Genomic DNA, 17,449 nt, shown 5'->3' on the forward strand with positions numbered 1-17,449 from the left:
GGGACGCCGGCCTCAGGCGTTGCGGCGGGTCCGCACGGCGGCCAGGAAGGCGTTCATCAGCGGCTCGGCCGGCAGCAGGTCCGGGCGGCTTGGGTGGAATTCCGGATGCCACTGCACGCCGGTCACGAACAGGTCGCCACGGGCACGGATCGCCTCGACGATGCCGTCGTCTGCGCTGCGGGCCTCGATCACCAGGTCGCCGCCGAGCCGGTCGACCGCCTGGTGGTGGATGCTGTTGACACGCGCGTTCGACGGCATGCCGTAGATGCCGGCCAGCCGGCTGTGCGGTTCGATGCGCAGGCCGTGGGCGAGCTGGTCGTACTGTTCGGCGTCGACGTGGCGGATCGCCTCCGGGCGCTGCGTGGCGATGTCCTGGTAGAGCGAGCCGCCGAGCGCCACGTTGAGCAGCTGGCAGCCGCGGCAGATGCCCAGCAGCGGCTTGCCGGCGGCCAGGAAGCCGTCGATCAGCTCGATCTCGTAGCGGTCCCGCACGGCATCGCCGCGCCAGGCCTCGCGCATCGGCTGCTGGCCGTAGGTCAGCGGGCTGACGTCGGCGCCGCCCTGCAGCATCAGGCCGTCGAGCAGCTCGACGTAGTGGTGGACGCCGACCTTGCGGCGCGCCACCTCGGCATCGAAGCCCAGCGTGGGCACCATCACCGCCATCGCGCCGTGGCCCATGATCCAGTGGGCCAGCGACTGCTCCAGGTATTGCAGCGTCTTGCCGCGGAAGCCCAGTTCGGCCGGCGGCTGGTGCATCAGCCGCGCGGTCATGCCGATCAGCAGCGGGCGCTGCGCGTTGCGGCCTTCGGCCACGGCGGAGCGGCCGCCGGCACCGCGCTCGGCCTGGCCTGCCGCGCGCTGCGGCATCAGGCTGCGCGTCCGGCCCAGCGCGTGCATTGCTGTCGGACCACTTCGGCCAGCAGGCCCTCGCGCGCCTGGACCGCGCGGATCCAGCCGGCGTCGTTGCCCAGCCGCGCGATCTCGCCGCGCAGGTAGGCGATCGCGCCCTCGGCACGCAGCTCCATGGCGTGGACCTCCAGCGCCGAGAAGGTCAGCGCGATGTCGTCGCGCAGCGTGCGGTGCTCGCCGGTCTGTGGGTCGACGAACAGGCCGTCCAGCCCGAAGCGGCAGGCCTGGAAGCGGTTGTAGGTGTAGGGCAGGTAGTCGTCCTCGTGCAGCGTGTAGGGCCGCTCGATGCGCAGCCAGCGGGCCAGGCACTGGATCAAGCCGGCCATCGCGGCGGCCTTCTCGATCGTCAGCGGCGTGTCGAGCACGCGCACCTCGATGGTCCCGTACTCGGGCTTGGGGCGGATGTCCCAGTAGAAGTCCTTCATGCTGCGGACCACCCCCGTGCGGGTCATCTTCTCGAAGTAGACCTGGAAGTCGTCCCAGGTCTGCACGAAGGGTGCGCGGCCCGACATCGGGAAGGCGAAGACCGAGTTCAGCCGGGCCGAGTCGAAGCCGGTGTCGGTGCCCTGCACGTAGGGCGAGGACGCGCTCAGCGCGATCAGGTGCGGGATGAAGCGCGACAGCCCGTGCAGCAGCACCAGCGCCTGGTCCGGCCCCGGACAGCCGATGTGCACGTGCTGGCCGAAGATCGTGAACTGCTTGCTGAGGTAGCCGTAGAGCTGCGACAGCTCCTGGAAGCGCGGCTTGTCGAAGATGCGGCGCTGGCTCCAGTCCTGGAAGGGATGCGTGCCGCCGCCGCACAGGCCGAGGTTGAGCGAGTCGGCGCAGCTCACCAGCGCGTCGCGCAGCTGGCCCAGCTGCGACAGCGCATCCGCATGGTCGGCGCAGATGCCGGTGGACAGCTCGATCATGCTGTCGGTCATCTCCGGCACGATGCTGCCCGGCAGCTGGTCCTTCAGCCCGTCGACCAGGCGCAGCAGGTCCTTGGCCGACGGGGCCAGGTCGTAGTCGTGGGTGTTGACGATCTGCAGCTCCAGCTCGACGCCCAGCGTCAGCGAGCGCGAGCGCGCGAACGGTTCCAGGCGGATCACGACAGCGCCCCGCCGATGCCCGCCGCGACCGTCACCGACGCCGCGACCGGCGTGATCACCGACCCGATGGCCGCCGCCTCGCCGCCGCTGGCCGCCAGCATCGGGGCCTGCTGCGGCACCCGCTGCGGCCCACGCACGGCCTGCACGGCCTGCACGGCCCGCGCCGCCGGCACCCGGCTCGGTGTCGCGGGGGCTGGCGCGACCTCGCCGGCCAGCTTCAGCGCGGCACAGACCGCCAGCGGCCCGGCCAGCTCCAGCAGCGCGATCGCGCTCAGCACGATCGGACCCAGGCCGTGGCCGTAGTCGGGGTGGATGGCCTGCAGCTCCGCCAGCATCACCAGCGCGGTGGCCGACAGCGGTGCCAGCGACAGCCCCAGCGCAAGGCCCTGGCGTGGCGCGAGGCCGCTCAGCCGCGCCAGCCCGACGACGGCCAGCAGCTTGGCCAGCACCCGCGCACCGACCAGCACCGCGCCCAGCAGCAGGCCGGTGCGCAGCGCGTCGAGCGTCCAGGCCGATCCGACGATCACGAACAGCAGCAGCACCAGCACGCCGCCGGCGGTGCCGAAGTGGCGCGGCCAGACCCACGGCCGCTCGCTGCGGTTGCGCAGCACCAGGCCGGCCAGCAGCGGCACCAGCAGCGTGGACAGGGCCAGCGCGCGCGCCACCGTGATGGCCACCAGCACGAGGCCCAGCAGCAGCAGCACGGCATGGTCGTTGCGCAGGTCGAGCCGGCGCGCGATCCAGCCGACCAGCTGGGCCAGCATCAGCGCCAGCAGCAGCGAACCGAGGAAGTTGTAGCCCAGCCGGGCCAGCGCGGGCAGCCAGTCGCCCAGCGTCTCCAGGCTCAGCCAGCCGCGCAGCAGCGTCAGGCCCAGGGCGGCGTAGAGCGTGTTCAGGGCGGTCAGCAGGATCATGCGTTCGGTCACCTGGCCGGCCGCGCCCAGCTCCAGCGAGACCCGGCCCGCCACCGCCGCCGAAGCGGGGACCGCCAGCACCGCGCAGCCCAGTGCCAGCGTCGGGTCCAGGCCGGCCCAGCGCAAGGCGGCATGCACCGTCAGCAGCGTCAGCAGGGCCTCGCCCAGGCTGGTCGCCAACAGGGCCGGGTTGTCGCGCAGCCAGCGCAGCCGCACCCGCGCGCCGATCTCGAAGAGCAGCAGCGCCAGTGCCAGGTCGATCACCAGCTTGAGCGAGGCCGGCATGGCCGCACCGGTCAGGCCCTGGCCCGACAGCGCCATGCCGATGCCGGCGGCGGTGTAGCCCATCACGCGCGGCATGCGGGTCCAGCGTGCCACCAGCTCGCCGAGCAGGCCGCCGGCCAGCAGCATCAGGACGGCCCAGAAGAGCGCGCCCGGGTCTGGCGGCCAGGGTTCGATGTGCAGCACGCGTGCCACGTCTTCCAGCCATTCCATCGCTGCTCCTCGCGGGCCTCGCCGGCGTCCGGGCGGGCCTGGTCGTCATGGGCTCCCGGGCGTCGGACGCGGGGGCGGGAGGGTCAATGTAGAGGTCGGCCGGGACGCTTCGGTTCCTCGCTTCGCATCCAGACGTCAGAGGCGGGACCGGGTGTTTCAGACGCGGGGACGACCCGGATTGACAGCCGCTGCGGTCCCGTCGTGACGATTTATGAAAACTGAATGGAAAGCTTTCCCTTGTCCAGGCTGACCGAAACAGTCGGTCTGACGCAGTTGGGGCCTTCGGTCGGAAAAATTTCACGGTCTCGGCCACTTTGGGGTCAAGCTGTGGGTTTTTTCGCCCAATAACCCCACCCAAGAGGGCACAAAGACTTGTCTTTCGTCACGTCTCGTGTCGATACGATCGGACACCTTAAGTTCAGCTGAAGGAATCTGACCCGCATCTGATTCGTTGTGCCGACCGTATGTCCAGGACATCGAGCAAGGTCGGAAGCGTTTGCAGAGCGGCCTTGAAGTTCTTCTTCTGAAAAATTCTGTCGCCGATCACGAGGGTATCCAGCCATGTCCGAAGTTCTGAAGTCCGATCCCCCGCCATCGACCGAGGCCGTCGGCCAGCCTGGCCGTCGCCAGGCCTTCAAGCTCGCACTCGGTGCCGCACCGGCGGCGCTGCTGGCGACGACCGCCACGCCGGCCCGTGCCGGCGACCCGGAGCCCAGCCCGCGCATCACGCCCTTCCTGGAGCCGCTGCCGACCCCGCCCGAGCTGCCGCAGCGTGCGCTGAGCGACCCGGCCTTCGCGCAGGCGCCGACCGTCGCGCCGAACCGCCGCGTCAACCCGGCCACCGGCCTGCCCTACGAGGGCCGCGGCGACCCGCACCAGCTGCGTGACCGCAACCCGCCGCAGTTCTTCTACGCCCAGCGCTATGGCGCGGTGCCGCCGGTGTCGATCCATCCGCAGCTCAAGTTGCAGCTCAACTTCTGGGGCGCGAACCGGGGCGGTGCCGACCTGACGCAGGACCCGCCGACCACGCCGATGCCGACCATCGTCAGCCGCTACCAGGCCGGCGCGAACACCGCCATCCTCGTGCGGCGCTACAACGATCTGCCCAAGGGCGTGCCCTCGGGCGGCTTCGGCAAGTACTCGGTCTCGACCCACCTGCACAACTTCCACTCGGCGCCCGACAGCGACGGCGGTCCCTGCGATCCGCGCCTGGGCTCGCTGTCCGAGGACCCGGTCACGCAGGGCCGCTTCTTCTTCCCCGGCCAGTACTACGACTACTACTACAACATGAAGCGGGCCGGCTTCACCAACCCCGGTATGCCCGACGGCGACGTGCGCGAGACGCTGGGCACGCTCTGGTATCACGACCACCGCGAAGCCCACACCTCGGAGAACGTCTACAAGGGCATGTGCGGCTTCCACCTGATCTTCAACGAGCACGACACCGGCGACGAGAACACCGGTTTGCGCCTGCCCAGCTACCCGGCCTATGACGTGCCGATCATGTTCTGCGACCTGCGCCTGGACCCGCGCACCGAGCAGACCGTGTTCGACGTGTTCGACGACGACGGCCACATCGGTGACCGCTACCTCGTCAACGGCAAGCTCCAGCCCTACAAGGAAGTCGACCAGCGGCGCTACCGCTTCCGCCTGCTCAACGTCGGTCCGTCGCGCTTCCACCAGCTCTTCCTGGTCAACCCGGACAACCCCAGGCAGGTCATTCCGTTCTGGCAGATCGCCAACGACGGCAACCTGCTGCCCAAGCCGCTGAAGGTCACCTCGGTCAAGCTGTCCTGCGCCGAGCGGGCCGACGTGATCGTCGACTTCCGCGAGCTGACCGCCGCCGGTGGCCCGGCAGCCGGCGCGACCCGCCTGTGGCTGGAGAACCGCCTGCTGCAGGACAACGGCCGCGGTCCCGAGAACGAGCTGCTGCCGCCGGGCAACCCGGACCATGTGCTGGTCGAGTTCCGCATCGGCGCGGCGGTGCCCGACAACAGCCGGCATCCGTCGCAGATCCCGAACTTCGCGCCGATCACGCTGCCGCCGCTGGACACGCCGGTCATCACCCGCACCTTCGACTGGGGCCGTGGCAATGGCGGCTGGGTCTGCAACGGCAAGCCCATCAACTGCGACGAGGTCCGCTTCACGATGAAGCGCGGCCAGATGGAACGCTGGATCCACCGCACCGGCGGCGGCTGGGCCCACCCGATCCACAACCACTTCGTCGAGGGCCGGATCATCAAGCGCAACGGCAAGGCGATCCCCGTCAACTCGCCCGAGTACTCGCGCAAGGACGTGATCTGGCTGGGCGAGGGCGACGAGGTCGAGTACTGGGTCAAGGCGACCGACTACACCGGCGTCTACCCCATGCATTGCCACAACGTGGTCCACGAGGACAAGGGAATGATGTTGCTGTTCGCGGTCGACGACGTCGGCGACAAGAAGACCCAGCCTTGAACGGGCTGGCCGCCATTCCCCGATCTGATGCCGACTTCCGGAGCAACGACATGAGCGCCAACCTGGCCCTGAACCCTTCCCGTTCTTCCCACCTGAGCGACACGGGCGCCGGCGACCGGCGCGGCCTGTTCGGCCGTGCCCTGCTCGGCGCCGGCCTGCTGGCCGCTGGCGCGACGCTGATGGGCGCGTCGCAGCCGGCCCGCGCCGCGCTCGACGATCCGCGCGAGCGCGTCCGCCAGCGCCGTCTGCCCAACGTCCCGCTGCTGACCCATGAAGGCCGCGTGGTCCGCTTCTACGACGACATCGTGCGCGACCGCCAGGTCGTGATCAACGTGATGTACACCTCGTGCAGCAACATCTGCGGCCCGGCCACCCGCAAGCTGGTCGAGGCCCGCCACCACCTCGGCAGCCGCACCCGCGACCTGCACTTCGTGTCGCTGACGCTGACGCCGCTGACCGACACGCCCGCCGAGCTGGCCGCCTACCGCCGCGCCCACGGCATCGACGGCCGCGACGGCGACTGGACCTTCCTGACCGGCAGCGTCGCCAACGTCGAGCGCGTCGCCAAGGCCCTGGGCCTGATGAGCCAGGACCCGGCCGACGACCTGCTCAGCCACTCCGGCGCCGCCGTGGTCGGCGACGAGCGTCGCGTGCAATGGGGCCACGCCAACACGCTGACCAGCGGCCGCGGCATCGCGCGGATGATCCGGTTCGAGCTGGTGTGAGCATCCATGGCTCAACGTCGAACGGTGCGTCCGTTGGCGTTGTCCATCAGCGGCGATCGGTCACGCGTCGGCATGGGCTGGAGACCTGCATCCCGTTCGGAAGATGACGGTCGAGCCGCCGACGCTCGCTGTGCCAGCGTGCTTCCGCTGGCAGGACAGGCGCCCGTGCGCCGATGGACCAGGGCAGCGGCCAGCAGCGCCTCGTTCGGGTTGCCCAGTTCATGCCAGCGGTCGTCGGCGATCACGCAGTCGGGCGTCAGCCCGTCGGCATAGCCGCCCCGGCCCAGGTCGTTGGTGATCTCGAACTCGATCGGGAAGTAGGCGATGCCGCTGGCTTGGTGGCCCATGAAGCCATGGGGTTTGCCGCAGGTGGTCTCACCCATGAGCACCACCTGGACGCCGATGCCGCGCAGTCCGTTGACCAGCGCTTCACTGGCCGAGCAGGTGCGGGGGCCGACCAGCACGTAGACGCGCGGAAGGCCGAGCGTCGGTAGTGGCATGTCCACGGTGCACTCGAAGGTCTGGGGATCCGGTCGGCAGGCTCGCGTCACGAAAGGCGTGTTCCGGTCGGTCTCTGCCACGGGCGGATGGTTGGGGCCGAAGGCGAGGCGCGAGAACATCCGGTTGGCGGTATGGGCGGCATCGCTCATGCCGGACGCCAGGCCGTTGGCGATGTAGAGCAGGCCACCACCGTTGTAGCGCAGGTCCAGCACGACATCCTTGACCTGTGCCGCCCGAAATCTCGTCAGGGCATCGAACAAGGGTGCTTCGGCGGACAGGATGTGCTGATTGAATTGCAGGTAGCCGACCCAGCCGTTGGTGAATTGGGGCAGCAGCCGGACTTTCGGCACCGGGTTGGGGACATGGGCCGTGCTGTCGATCGACACCTCCTGGATCACGCCGCTGGATGCCTTGAGCAGTCGCAGCCTGGCGCGGCAGACGGTGTCCGGCTCGACACCACCCACGTAGCGATTGACCGCCTTCCGTGTCGGGTCGCGGCGAGCCTCGGCCAGCGTCACGCCGTCGACCGCCAGCAGGATGTCGCCGCGGGCGACCACGCCGCTGCGACCCGCCGCGGCATCGGGCTCGACCTGCTCCACCTGCAGGGTGTCTGTCGACGCGTCGAAGTGCCAGTGGATGCCCGAACCGATGGTCTGGTCGCCGGCGTAGAAGGCTTCGGTCGCCTGGACCGTGGTGACGTAGCTGAAGCGATCCCGGCCGGTGACGGGGCTCAGCAGGTCCTCGAACCACGCGGTCAGCGAGGTGTACGGCTGTGCGGCGTCGGAATAGGCAGCCGCCGACGGATCGCGCGCGGGGATGTCCTGCGGCCAGAGGTAGTTGGCCGTCATCATCGAGCGCACCCAGGCCTTCTCGACGCCGAGCGAGGCCACCGCCACGCCTCGCGTGTCGACACGGCCGGTCGAGCCCTGCCAGGGCGGGCAGGTCGGCGGCGCGGTGATGCCACCACTCCCGCCACCACCACAGCCCGCCAGCGACAGGAGCACGACCATCGCCGCGCGACCCAGGCCCGGCTTGAGCCGGCGTGCCACCTTGGCAGCACGGGTCCGAATGTCTGTTTCGTGCCTGATCCTCTCCATCCCCATCTCCGTTTTCGACGAGTCGTTCGTCGCTGTGGAAATGGTCAGGAGGCCGGTGTGTTCCGGCCATGACTCGTTCGAGTCAATCTCAGGCGCGCTACCGGCTTCAGTCCACCCGCCGCGCCCCGATCGCCAGGGCCCCGGCGGCGATCACGACCACCACCATCGCGGCGGTCAGCGACCAGTTGTGGGCGATCACGCCGATCAGCGGCGGGCCGATCAGGAAGCCGCTGTAGCCGATCGAGGACACCGCCGCGATGGCCGCCGCGCTGCTGCTGCCGGGCACCCGGCTGGCGGCGTTGAAGAGGATGGGCACGATCGGCGCGAGGCCCGCACCGATCAGCGCGTAGCCGATCATCGCCACCGTCGGCGAGGCACTGGCCAGCACGACGGCCATGGAGACGGCCGTCAGCGTGGCGCTGCTGCGCAGCAGCAGCTTCTCGCTGACGCGCGCGCGCAGGAAGTCGCCGCCGAAGCGTGCCGCCGCCATCGCGCCGGCGAAGACCGCGTAGCCCGCCGCCGCCCGGTCCTGCGGCATGCCCAGTTCCTGCTTGAGGTAGAGCACGCACCAGTCGTACATCACGCCCTCGGCCGTCATGCCCGCGAAGATCAGCAGGCCGATCAGCAGCAGCAGGCCCTGGGGCCAGACGAAGTGGCGCTGCTCCTCGCCCGGTGCCGGCGGGGCCGGTCGGGCGTCGAGCATCGAGCGGTTGGCGATCGCGAGCGCCACGGCCAGCAGCAGCGCCACGCCACCGAGCTGCGCGGCCGCCGGCACCTCGGCCCGCAGCATCGCGGCGGCCATCGCCGCGCCACCCATCGCGCCCAGGCTGAAGCAGCCGTGCAGGTTGCCCATGATGGGCTGGCCGCCATCCCGTTCCAGGGCCGTGCCTTCCGAGTTGATGCTCACGTCGAACACGCTCATCGACATGCCGAAGGCGACGCTGGCGAGCATCAGCACCCAGACCGACGGCCACAGCAGCGCACTGCCCAGCGCGCTGCACAGCACCAGGCCGGTGATGAGGCTGGCCCGGCGCGCGCCCAGGTGGCCGATGAAGCGCCCGGCGAAGAACACCGAGCTGACCGCGCCGACGGCGGCGCTGAACAGCACCGCCGACAGCACCGCCTCGTCGATGCCGTAGCGGTCCTTGATCGACGGGATGTGGGCGCCCCAGACGCCGCTGAGCACGCCCAGCACCGCGAACAGCGTGCGGGTGGCCCAGCGTGCGGCACGCAGGCGCTGCTGCTGCGGCGTGATGCCGGAGCCGGGCTCCAGCGTGGCCTGCAGGGCCGGCGTCATCGGATCGGGCGTGGTCATGGTCGCGGTTTCCTGGGCGGGGTTCAGAGCTTCACGGGTGCGCCGGTGCGGGCGCTTTCATAGACCGCGTCGAGCAGTTCCATGACGATCAGCCCTTCCTCGCCCGAGGCGGGGTGGGGCCGGTCGGCGAGGATGGCCTCGGCATAGTCGTGCATGGCCGACCGGGCCGGCGTCTTCGGCACGTGGATGTGGGTGTCGAGCTGCGCACCGCCGCCGTCGCTGAAGATGAAGGCCTCGAACTCGTAGCCCTCGCCGACGTTGCGCTGCAGCAGCCCGGCCTTCGTGCCCAGCAGCCGCGTCTCCATCAGCTCGGCCTGCTGGATGTGGGCGGCCCAGGAGGCCTCCAGCACCAGCGAGGCACCGTTCTCGAACTTGATGTAGGCGCTGGCCAGGTCCTCGACGTCGAAGGTCTTGCCGCTGGCCTGGGCCGCCTCGCGGGCGATCGGGTCGTAGGTCGCGCCCATCACCCAGGTCGGCTTCGGGTAGCCCATCAGCCACAGCGCGAGGTCCAGGCGGTGCACGCCCAGGTCGATCAGCGGACCGCCGCCGGCCAGCGCCTTGTTGCCGAACCAGCCGCCAAAGCCGGGCATGCCGCGGCGGCGATGCCAGACGGTGCGGCCGAAGTAGAAGTCGCCGAACTGGCCGGTCTCGACCTGCGCCTTCAGGGCCCGCGAGGGCGCGCTGAAGCGGTAGCTGAAGTTGATCATCAGCCGCTTGCCGGCGGCCTTCGCGGCGGCCAGCATCTCGCGGCCCTCGCTGGCGTTCATCGCCATCGGCTTCTCGCACAGCACATGGCAACCGGCGGCCAGCGCGGCCAGCGTCAGGTCCTTGTGGAACTTGTTGGGCGTGCAGACGCTGACCACGTCCAGCCCGCCAGCGGCCAGCATGGCCTCGGCGCTCGCGTGGCGGCCGGCGATGCCGAACTGCTCGCCGACCGCTTCGAGGCGGGCCGGGTCCGGGTCGGCGAGGGCGACGACCTCGACGTCCGGGTGCTGGCGCCAGCCCTCGATGTGCATGCGGCCGATGCCCAGGCCGATCACGCCGATGCGCAGCTTGCGCCCGTTCGGGGCGGTGGTGGTGACGCTGGCCGACGCGGTGGCCTGCTTCTGGTCGTCGGTGCCCGTGCTCACGTGATGTCCTTCTTGTCCTGCACCACGCCGGCCTTGGCGAAGTGGATGTTCTTCGGTGCGATCGGCTCCAGCGCCGGGCTCATCGGGCAGACGTCGACGATCTGCACGCGCGGGTTGGCCCACTGCACCGCGTTGGCGAGCACGCGCTTCACGTTGGCGTCGAAGTAGGTCGGATAGGCCTCGTGGCCGGGGCGGAAGTAGAAGATGCGGCCGTGGCCACGCTGCCAGCACAGGCCGGAGCGGAACACCTCGCCGCCCTCGAACCAGGAGATGAAGACCGTCTCGTCCGGCTGCGGCACGTCGAAGCGTTCGCCGTACATCTCCTCGTAGGGCAGCTCGAAGAACTCGCCCAGGCCGGCCGCGATCGGGTGCGAGGGCTCGACCACCCACAGGCGTTCCTTCTCGTCGGCCTCGCGCCACTTCAGCGAGCAGTTGGTGCCCAGCATGCGGCGGAAGATCTTCGAGAAGTGGCCCGAGTGCAGCACGATCAGGCCCATGCCTTCGAGCACGCGCTTCTGGACCCGGTCGACGATGGCGTCGGCGACCTTGCCGTGGGCCCGGTGGCCCCACCAGATCAGCACGTCGCAGTCGGCCAGGCGGGCCTCGGTCAGGCCGTGCTCGGGCTGGTCCAGCGTCGCGGTCGTGACCTCGACCGGCAGCGCGCCGGGGTTCAGGCCGGGCACCTCGCGCAGGCCGGCGGCAATGGCGCCGTGGATGCCTTCGGGGTAGATCGCCGCGATCGCGGGATTGGCTTGCTCGTGTTCGTACTCGTTCCAGACGATGACAGAAATCTTCGACTTCATCGGAATGTCTTTCAGGTGGGGAATGGGGGGGTCAATCCGCTTCGGAACATCCGAGCTTGCGAGAAGGACAGCCAGCAGGATAGATTCGGCGGGCTGCCCCTCTCAAGCGCAAGCAAAGCCAGAAAACTGCGATCGATGTCAAAAATCCTGGATCACCGACCCGACTGCCCGGCGCCCTTCGTCGACCCCGTCGACCGCCATCCCGACGTCGACATGGCGCTGGCTGCCCGGCTGCGTGCGCAGCTCGACGCCTTTGCCAACGGGCTGGGCCGCGAACACTGGCCGCTGCACCGGCCGGCCTCGGCGGGCGTGGCGCGGGGCGAGGGCCATTTCCACCTCGCGCCCGAGCTGTTCCTGCAGGTCTGCGGCTGGACCCGCTTCGGCCTGCCGCATGGCGCGGTGCGGGTCGGGCCGGGCGAGGCGCTGCTGATGCCGGCCCGGCTGCTGCACCACGAGCAGGTCGGCCGCGAGCCGGGTGGCGAGCCCTTCTGCAATGTCGTCCTCTATGCCGACGGCAGCGTGCTGACCTGCCACGTCGCGCACGAACATGCGCCCGGCACGCCCGGCATCCTCTACCTGGAGGCGCGCCAGCATGCCCAGGCCGCCCGCGCGCTCGACTGGCTGAGCCATGCCGCCGAGGTGCCCGACGTGCCTGAGGCGGCCGAAGCGGCCGACTGGCAGGTCCGCGCCCTGGTCATCGCCACGCTGGCCGGCGCACGCCGCGTGCTCGACGAGGCCGGCATGCCGGCGGCCCGCTCGGAGCCGGCCGCCGTTGCGCGGCTGCGCATGCTGATCCAGAACCAGCTCGGCGACCAGGACCTGAGCGTGCGTCGCCTGGCCGAGCAGAGCGGCGTGAGCGCCGACTACCTGTCGCATCGCTTCCGGTTGGCCAGCGGCGAGCACCTCGTGGCCTACATCAACCGCCAGCGCATGGAGCGCGCCGCCCGCCTGCTGGCCGACACCGACATGGCGGTCAAGGAGATCGCCTGGGCCTGCGGCTACGCCACGCCGGGCTACTTCATCCAGAGCTTCCGGCGCCACTTCGGCGACACGCCCGGACAGTGGCGCAGCGCCCACGCCCAGCCCGCCGCGCGGGTGGCCTGAGCGGGGTCCGGGCCGGTTCCGAACCCAACCGAATCGCGCAAAGCGCGGCATCATCCGCGCCACGCCGGAGACGGCACGGACCGCGGGCGCGGTCCGTCGCCCGGCGCATCGCCTGGAGGAGGAAACCGATGATCCCGACGCTGCAACCGCGCATGGCGCCCGCCGCCATCCTGGCCCTGGCCTTGGTCACCACCGCGCTGCCGGCCGCCGCGCAAGCCACCTTCACGCTGGAGAGCCCGGACCTGGCCTCCGGCACTTTCGGCAACGACTTCGTGCTGGGCGCCTTCGGCTGCCAGGGCGTGAACGTGTCGCCGGCGCTGGTCTGGCGCAATGTCCCGGCCGGCACGAAGTCGCTGTCGCTGCAGGTCCACGACCCGGATGCGCCCACCGGCGCCGGCTTCTGGCACTGGGCGGTCTACAACCTGCCGGCCAGCACGACCGGGCTGCCGCGCGGCGCGGGCAATGGCGCGGTCAAGCTGCCGGGCGCGGCCTTCGGCGGCAACACCGACTTCATGGACACCGGCGCGACCGGCGGCAACGGCAACTGGGGCGGCCCCTGCCCGCCGCAGGGCGACAAGCCGCACCGCTACAACTTCACCCTCTACGCCCTGGCCGTCGACGACCTCGTCGCCGCTGGCGGCGTCCCGCGCACCGGCTCGGCATCGCTGATGTCCTTCGTGCTGAACAAGGGCCTGGGCGACAAGCTGCTGGGCAAGGCGACGTTCACGGCGACGTATGGCCGGTGAGTGTTGGCCCCCGGTCACGCGGGTACGCGTGATCCGCCCCCCCCATGGGGGGCAGGCGCAGGCCGGCTTGGGGCGGCCCGGCGCCGGCCTGCGGGCGCGGCAGGTGAGGGTCCTTGCTTCGTTCGATGGTGTCGGCGATGGCATCGGAGACCTGTTCTTGCGGCGGGCCGGCGCCAGCCCTGCCGAAGCGTTCAACGGGGCTCGGGCTCGTGGCCGTGATTCCGCGGGGTCCTGGCGCGACGCTGCCGCCGACGCTCAATGCTTCAACCCCCGCGTTGCCGCCTGGGCGGCGCACCAGCCCTTGACCTGTTCGGGCGGGAGCGGGCGGCTCCAGGCATAGCCCTGGGCGGCGTGGCAGCCGACCTTGAGGAGCCAGGCGGCGGTCTCGGCGTCCTCGACGCCGGTGACGACGACCTGGGCGCCGAGGCCGGCGGCCAGGGTCAGCAGCGAGCTCAGCACGGCCGCGCCGCGGTCCGGGGCGCTGCCGCCCAGGCCGCTGTACAGGCGCTCGGGCGACGGGGCCGGCGCGGCATGGCCGGGGCTGCGGCCGAGGCTGCGCAGGTCGACCTTCAACTCGGCGAAGGCGCCCAGTTCGGCCAGCGCGAGGTAGGCCGACAGGCCGCTGCCGAGGTCGTCAACGATCAGTCGCACGCCCAGCTGGCACAGCCGGTGGATCACGTCCTGAGCCACCGCGCCGGGCTGCGACAGGGCCGTCGCCGGCAGTTCCAGCATCAGCGCCTTGGCCGGCCACTGGTGGGCCTCGAGGATGGCGCCCAACCGTTCGGGCAGGTCCGGGTCATCCAGCAGGCGGGCCGACAGGTTGATCGACAGGGCCGGCACCAGGCCCTGTTCGCGCCAAGGCGACGCGGCACGCAGCGCACGCTCGAGCATGCGGTCGGTCAACTGCGCGATCAGCGCGTGGTGCTCGGCGATCGGGATGAAGGTCGACGGGCCGACCGGGCCCCAGCTGGCGCTGTGCCAGCGTGTGAGCGCTTCGAGCCGGCGCAGGGTCCAGTCCAGGCTGCCATCGGCGCCGGGATGCAGGTTGACGACCGGCTGGAACACCAGCCCCAGCTCGTCTTGGGCCAGCGCGTGGGCGAACTGGGTGGCCAGCGCCTCTTCGGTCGGCGGCGGCCGCACGGCGTCGGCGCGCATCAGGGTCGCGGACTGTGCCGTGCCCGCTCCGGTGCCGGCGCGCAGGCCGAGGCGGGCGTCGTAGACCGCCACCTCGCGGCGGCTGTGCTGGGCCTGCTCCATCGCGGCCTGGGCATGCAGCATGACGCTGCGCGCGTCGGTGCCGTGCTGCGGGCACAGGGCGATGCCCACGCGCACCTTCGGGTCCAGCGAGCGGCCGTCGACCATCACCGGTCGGGCCAGCTGCTCGGTGATCTTGTGCGCCATCGCGGTGGTGCCGGCCACGCTGTTGTTGCCCAGCAGCAGCGCGGCAAAGGTGTGGCCGCCGATGCGGGCGTAGCTGTCCGATCGCCGACCCAGCCGCTTGAGCCGTCGGGCCAGGGCCTCGATCAGCGTGTCGGCGCCGGCGCTGCTGAGCGTGTCGGTGCTGCCCTGCGGCCATTCGAAGCCGATCACCAGCGTGGCGAAGGCGTTGCCGCCGCGCATGACCGAGGCCGCCGCCTGCTCAAGCCGGTCGAGGAAGAGTTCGCGGCTGGGCAGACCGGTCTGGCGGTCGGCCAGGCCCATGCGGCGCAGGCGGCTGTCGGACTCGGCCAGCGCGGCTTCGAGTTCGTGGCGGCGCAGCGCGCGCATCAGGCTGGCGTTGAGCCGCTCGAAGGGCAGGCCACCACCGGCGGCCTGCAAGGGGCTGTCGGGGCCGATGTCGCCGTAGCCCAGCAGCAGGGCCACGGGCTGGCCCGGCTGCGGCTGCAGCGCATGGCGCAACTCGCTTTCGAGTTCGCTGTGGGCGAAGTCGGAGGGCGGGCCGGAGAGGCTGTCCAGGCTGGTGTCGACGAAGGGCGCGGGCATCGAGTGCTCGCGCAGCAGGGCGGCTGCGTCGGCGCCGCTGAGGCCTTCGAGCTGCCGCAGGTCCAGGCCCGGCAGCTGGCCGCTGCGCAGGCCGGGTGGCACGTCGCCGCCGTCGTCGAGGATCACGATGCGCAAGGTCTTCATGGCGGTCGCGGCTCCCCGGAAACAGCGGTGGAAAAGCAGTTTTTGATGCTAGCACTCACCCAGGAAAAAACGGCTCATCGCCAGGGCGCAGGCCTCGGGCTGTTCCTCGGGGATGAAGTGGCCGGCGCCGAGGGCCTGTCCGGTCACCGGGCCTTCGCAGACGGCCTGCCAGTCGGCGATGGGATCGAACAGGCGGTGCACCACGCCGCGCTCGCCCCACAGCACGTGCAGCGGCGCGGCGACCTTCTGGCCGGCGCTGCGCGACATGCGGTCATGGACCAGGTCGATGCTGGCGGCGGCGCGGTAGTCCTCGCAGGCGGCGTGGATGCCGGCGGCGTTGCAGAAGCAGCGTTCGTAGTCGATCAGCGCCGGTGGCTCGATGTGGTCGAGCCCGCCGGCGCCCCAGCCGCCGAGCTTGGCGTGCAGGTAGTAGGTCGCGTTGCCGCCGATCATGCGTTCGGGCAGCGGTGCGGGCTGGATCAGGTGGAACCAGTGGTAGTAGGCGGAGGCGAAGGCCATGTCGGTGCGCTCGTACATCGTCAGCGTCGGCACGATGTCGATGACGCAGAGCCGGTCGACCCGCTGCGGATGGTCCAGCGCCAGCCGGTGCGCGACCCGGCCGCCGCGGTCGTGGCCGCAGACGTGGAAGCGGCGATGGCCCAGCGTGTCCATCAGCGCGATCAGGTCCTCGGCCATGGTGCGCTTGCTGTAGTTCGCGTGGTCGGCCAGGCCGGGCGGCTTGTCGGAATCGCCATAGCCGCGCAGGTCCGGCAGCACCAGCCGGAAGTGCGGCGCCAGCCGCAGGGCGATGCGGTGCCACAGCGCGTGGGTCTGCGGGAAGCCGTGCAGCAGCAGCAGCACCGGCGCGCTGTCGTCGTCGATCGGCCGACCGCCCAGGCGCGCGAACAGCCGCACGCCGTTGACGTCGAACTGCTGCGGGTGGAAGCCTTCGAACCAGGCGGTGTGCAGGCTGGACATGGTGTGCTCCGTGGGGAAGGTCAGCGGGTCCGGCCACGATGGCAGCCGGGCCCGACCGCGAAACAATAACCGCGCGCCGCTGTCCCTGCCTGCCCCGCTGGCAAGCCGGCCGCGCGCCCCGCCACTTGCCTGGCCACTAGCCCCGCCACTAGCCCCGCCACTTGCCCCGCCACTTGCCTGGATCGACGCCATGACCGATGCATCGCCTGCCCGCGACCTCCCGACATCCCCGACGCCATCCGGCTGGCCCGACGACGCCTTGCGCCTCGGCCCGCCTGCGCCCGGCGCCGACGGCCGCGCGCCGCTGCTGCTGATCACCGGCGGCAGCCGCGGCATCGGTGCGGCGACCGCCCGGCTCGCGGCGGCGGCGGGCTGGCAGGTGGCGCTGACCTACGCCAGCGACGCGGCCGCCGCTGCCAGCGTCGTGGACGCGTTGCACCAGCGTGGCCGGCGAGCCCGCGCCTGGCCGCTGGACGTGGCCGACGAGGCGCAGGTGGTCGCCGTCTTCGCCGAGGTCGATGCCTGGGCCCTTGCCGAGGGGCTGGCGCTGCGCGGCTTCGTCAACAACGCCGGCGTGGTCGACCAGGCCCGGCGCTGCGACGAGATGAGCGGCGAGCGCCTGCGCCGCATGGTCGGCATCAACCTGCTGGGCGCGATGTACGCGGCCCGCGAGGCGGTGCGCCGGCTGTCGACGCGGCATGGCGGTGCCGGCGGTGCGATCGTCAACGTGTCCTCGGTGGCGGCGCGGCTGGGCGCGTCCGGCCAGTACGCCGACTACGCGGCGACCAAGGCCGCGCTGGACACGTACACGCTCGGCCTGGCGCGCGAGGTGGCCGACGAGGGCGTGCGCGTCAACGCGATCCGGCCCGGGATCATCGACACCGCCATCCACGCCAGCGGCGGCCAGCCCGACCGGGCGCAGCGGCTGGCCTCGCAGATCCCGATGCAGCGCGCCGGCACGGCCGAGGAGGTCGCGCAGACCATCGTCTGGCTGCTGTCGCCGCAGTCGTCGTACACGACCGGCTCGATCGTCGAGGTGACGGGCGGACGCTGAGGC

The 17,449-nt window shown here is 71.1% G+C and carries 14 protein-coding genes; 5 read left to right on the plus strand and 9 right to left on the minus strand.

The features are described from left to right. Positions 1-12 precede the first annotated feature (12 nt). Genes Q8X39_RS12465 through Q8X39_RS12475 form a run of 3 tightly spaced genes read right to left on the minus strand, consistent with a single transcriptional unit; the run spans position 13 to position 3,409 of the window. Positions 13-897, minus strand: a complete 885-nt coding sequence (locus tag Q8X39_RS12465; RefSeq protein WP_305750008.1) for a gamma-glutamyl-gamma-aminobutyrate hydrolase family protein — start codon at positions 895-897, stop codon at positions 13-15. Continuing rightward, positions 867-1,997, minus strand: a complete 1,131-nt coding sequence (locus Q8X39_RS12470; protein ID WP_305750186.1) for a YbdK family carboxylate-amine ligase — start codon at positions 1,995-1,997, stop codon at positions 867-869. The genes Q8X39_RS12465 and Q8X39_RS12470 overlap by 31 nt, the downstream gene beginning before the upstream one ends. Further along, positions 1,997-3,409, minus strand: coding sequence for a cation:proton antiporter (locus tag Q8X39_RS12475; protein WP_305750009.1), 1,413 nt, complete (start codon positions 3,407-3,409; stop codon positions 1,997-1,999). The genes Q8X39_RS12470 and Q8X39_RS12475 overlap by 1 nt, the downstream gene beginning before the upstream one ends. 561 nt (positions 3,410-3,970) lie before the next feature. On the opposite strand from Q8X39_RS12475, the gene Q8X39_RS12480 reads away from it, so the two are divergent. Both Q8X39_RS12480 and Q8X39_RS12485 read left to right on the plus strand, forming a co-directional pair. Next, on the plus strand, positions 3,971-5,866 hold the full coding sequence (locus tag Q8X39_RS12480; protein WP_305750010.1) for a multicopper oxidase family protein: 1,896 nt from the start codon (positions 3,971-3,973) through the stop codon (positions 5,864-5,866). A gap of 50 nt (positions 5,867-5,916) precedes the next feature. Further along, positions 5,917-6,591, plus strand: coding sequence for an SCO family protein (locus tag Q8X39_RS12485; RefSeq protein WP_305750011.1), 675 nt, complete (start codon positions 5,917-5,919; stop codon positions 6,589-6,591). Between the two features lie 11 nt (positions 6,592-6,602). Here Q8X39_RS12485 and Q8X39_RS12490 read toward each other — a convergent pair whose 3' ends face one another. The 4 genes from Q8X39_RS12490 to Q8X39_RS12505 all read right to left on the minus strand — a co-directional run bounded on the left by Q8X39_RS12490 (position 6,603) and on the right by Q8X39_RS12505 (position 11,437). Then, positions 6,603-8,141, minus strand: coding sequence for a S41 family peptidase (locus tag Q8X39_RS12490; protein WP_305750012.1), 1,539 nt, complete (start codon positions 8,139-8,141; stop codon positions 6,603-6,605). A gap of 154 nt (positions 8,142-8,295) precedes the next feature. Further along, positions 8,296-9,504: an MFS transporter gene (locus Q8X39_RS12495; protein WP_305750013.1), complete on the minus strand. Its 1,209-nt coding sequence runs from the start codon at positions 9,502-9,504 to the stop codon at positions 8,296-8,298. A 23-nt stretch (positions 9,505-9,527) separates the two neighbouring features. After that, a complete protein-coding gene (locus Q8X39_RS12500) occupies positions 9,528-10,634 on the minus strand; it encodes a Gfo/Idh/MocA family protein (RefSeq protein WP_305750014.1) in 1,107 nt (368 codons plus the stop codon). Further along, complete coding sequence (locus Q8X39_RS12505; protein WP_305750015.1) at positions 10,631-11,437, minus strand: ThuA domain-containing protein; 807 nt, start codon at positions 11,435-11,437, stop codon at positions 10,631-10,633. Before Q8X39_RS12505 ends, Q8X39_RS12500 begins: the two co-directional genes overlap by 4 nt. Before the next feature lie 135 nt (positions 11,438-11,572). On the opposite strand from Q8X39_RS12505, the gene Q8X39_RS12510 reads away from it, so the two are divergent. Then, positions 11,573-12,541 carry a helix-turn-helix transcriptional regulator gene (locus Q8X39_RS12510; RefSeq protein ID WP_305750016.1) on the plus strand — a complete coding sequence of 323 codons (969 nt, stop codon included), beginning with the start codon at positions 11,573-11,575 and terminating at the stop codon, positions 12,539-12,541. Between the two features lie 128 nt (positions 12,542-12,669). Beyond that, entirely contained in the window at positions 12,670-13,287 is a 618-nt protein-coding gene (locus Q8X39_RS12515; RefSeq protein WP_305750017.1) for a YbhB/YbcL family Raf kinase inhibitor-like protein, read from the plus strand. A 255-nt stretch (positions 13,288-13,542) separates the two neighbouring features. On the opposite strand, the gene Q8X39_RS12520 is transcribed toward Q8X39_RS12515, so the two are convergent. Both Q8X39_RS12520 and Q8X39_RS12525 read right to left on the minus strand, forming a co-directional pair. Further along, positions 13,543-15,414, minus strand: a complete 1,872-nt coding sequence (locus Q8X39_RS12520; RefSeq protein ID WP_305750018.1) for a bifunctional diguanylate cyclase/phosphodiesterase — start codon at positions 15,412-15,414, stop codon at positions 13,543-13,545. A gap of 48 nt (positions 15,415-15,462) precedes the next feature. After that, on the minus strand, positions 15,463-16,392 hold the full coding sequence (locus Q8X39_RS12525; protein ID WP_305750019.1) for an alpha/beta fold hydrolase: 930 nt from the start codon (positions 16,390-16,392) through the stop codon (positions 15,463-15,465). Positions 16,393-16,582: 190 nt separating this feature from the next. Between Q8X39_RS12525 and Q8X39_RS12530 the strand changes: the two genes are divergently transcribed. Continuing rightward, the gene (locus tag Q8X39_RS12530; RefSeq protein WP_305750020.1) at positions 16,583-17,446 is read left to right on the plus strand and encodes an SDR family oxidoreductase; all 864 of its coding nucleotides are present in this window, start codon (positions 16,583-16,585) and stop codon (positions 17,444-17,446) included. Positions 17,447-17,449 lie beyond the last annotated feature (3 nt).

This window comes from Leptothrix discophora (assembly GCF_030705305.1).
Taxonomy (GTDB): domain Bacteria; phylum Pseudomonadota; class Gammaproteobacteria; order Burkholderiales; family Burkholderiaceae_C; genus Sphaerotilus; species Sphaerotilus discophorus.

Coding starts and splice junctions, on each gene's coding strand:
- Q8X39_RS12465 (WP_305750008.1), bottom strand. CDS start 897: ATGCACGCGCTGGGCCGGACGCGCAGCCTGATGCCGCAGCGCGCGGCA.
- Q8X39_RS12525 (WP_305750019.1), bottom strand. CDS start 16,392: ATGTCCAGCCTGCACACCGCCTGGTTCGAAGGCTTCCACCCGCAGCAG.
- Q8X39_RS12530 (WP_305750020.1), top strand. CDS start 16,583: ATGACCGATGCATCGCCTGCCCGCGACCTCCCGACATCCCCGACGCCA.
- Q8X39_RS12495 (WP_305750013.1), bottom strand. CDS start 9,504: ATGACCACGCCCGATCCGATGACGCCGGCCCTGCAGGCCACGCTGGAG.
- Q8X39_RS12510 (WP_305750016.1), top strand. CDS start 11,573: ATGTCAAAAATCCTGGATCACCGACCCGACTGCCCGGCGCCCTTCGTC.
- Q8X39_RS12475 (WP_305750009.1), bottom strand. CDS start 3,409: ATGGAATGGCTGGAAGACGTGGCACGCGTGCTGCACATCGAACCCTGG.
- Q8X39_RS12505 (WP_305750015.1), bottom strand. CDS start 11,437: ATGAAGTCGAAGATTTCTGTCATCGTCTGGAACGAGTACGAACACGAG.
- Q8X39_RS12480 (WP_305750010.1), top strand. CDS start 3,971: ATGTCCGAAGTTCTGAAGTCCGATCCCCCGCCATCGACCGAGGCCGTC.
- Q8X39_RS12485 (WP_305750011.1), top strand. CDS start 5,917: ATGAGCGCCAACCTGGCCCTGAACCCTTCCCGTTCTTCCCACCTGAGC.
- Q8X39_RS12515 (WP_305750017.1), top strand. CDS start 12,670: ATGATCCCGACGCTGCAACCGCGCATGGCGCCCGCCGCCATCCTGGCC.
- Q8X39_RS12520 (WP_305750018.1), bottom strand. CDS start 15,414: ATGAAGACCTTGCGCATCGTGATCCTCGACGACGGCGGCGACGTGCCA.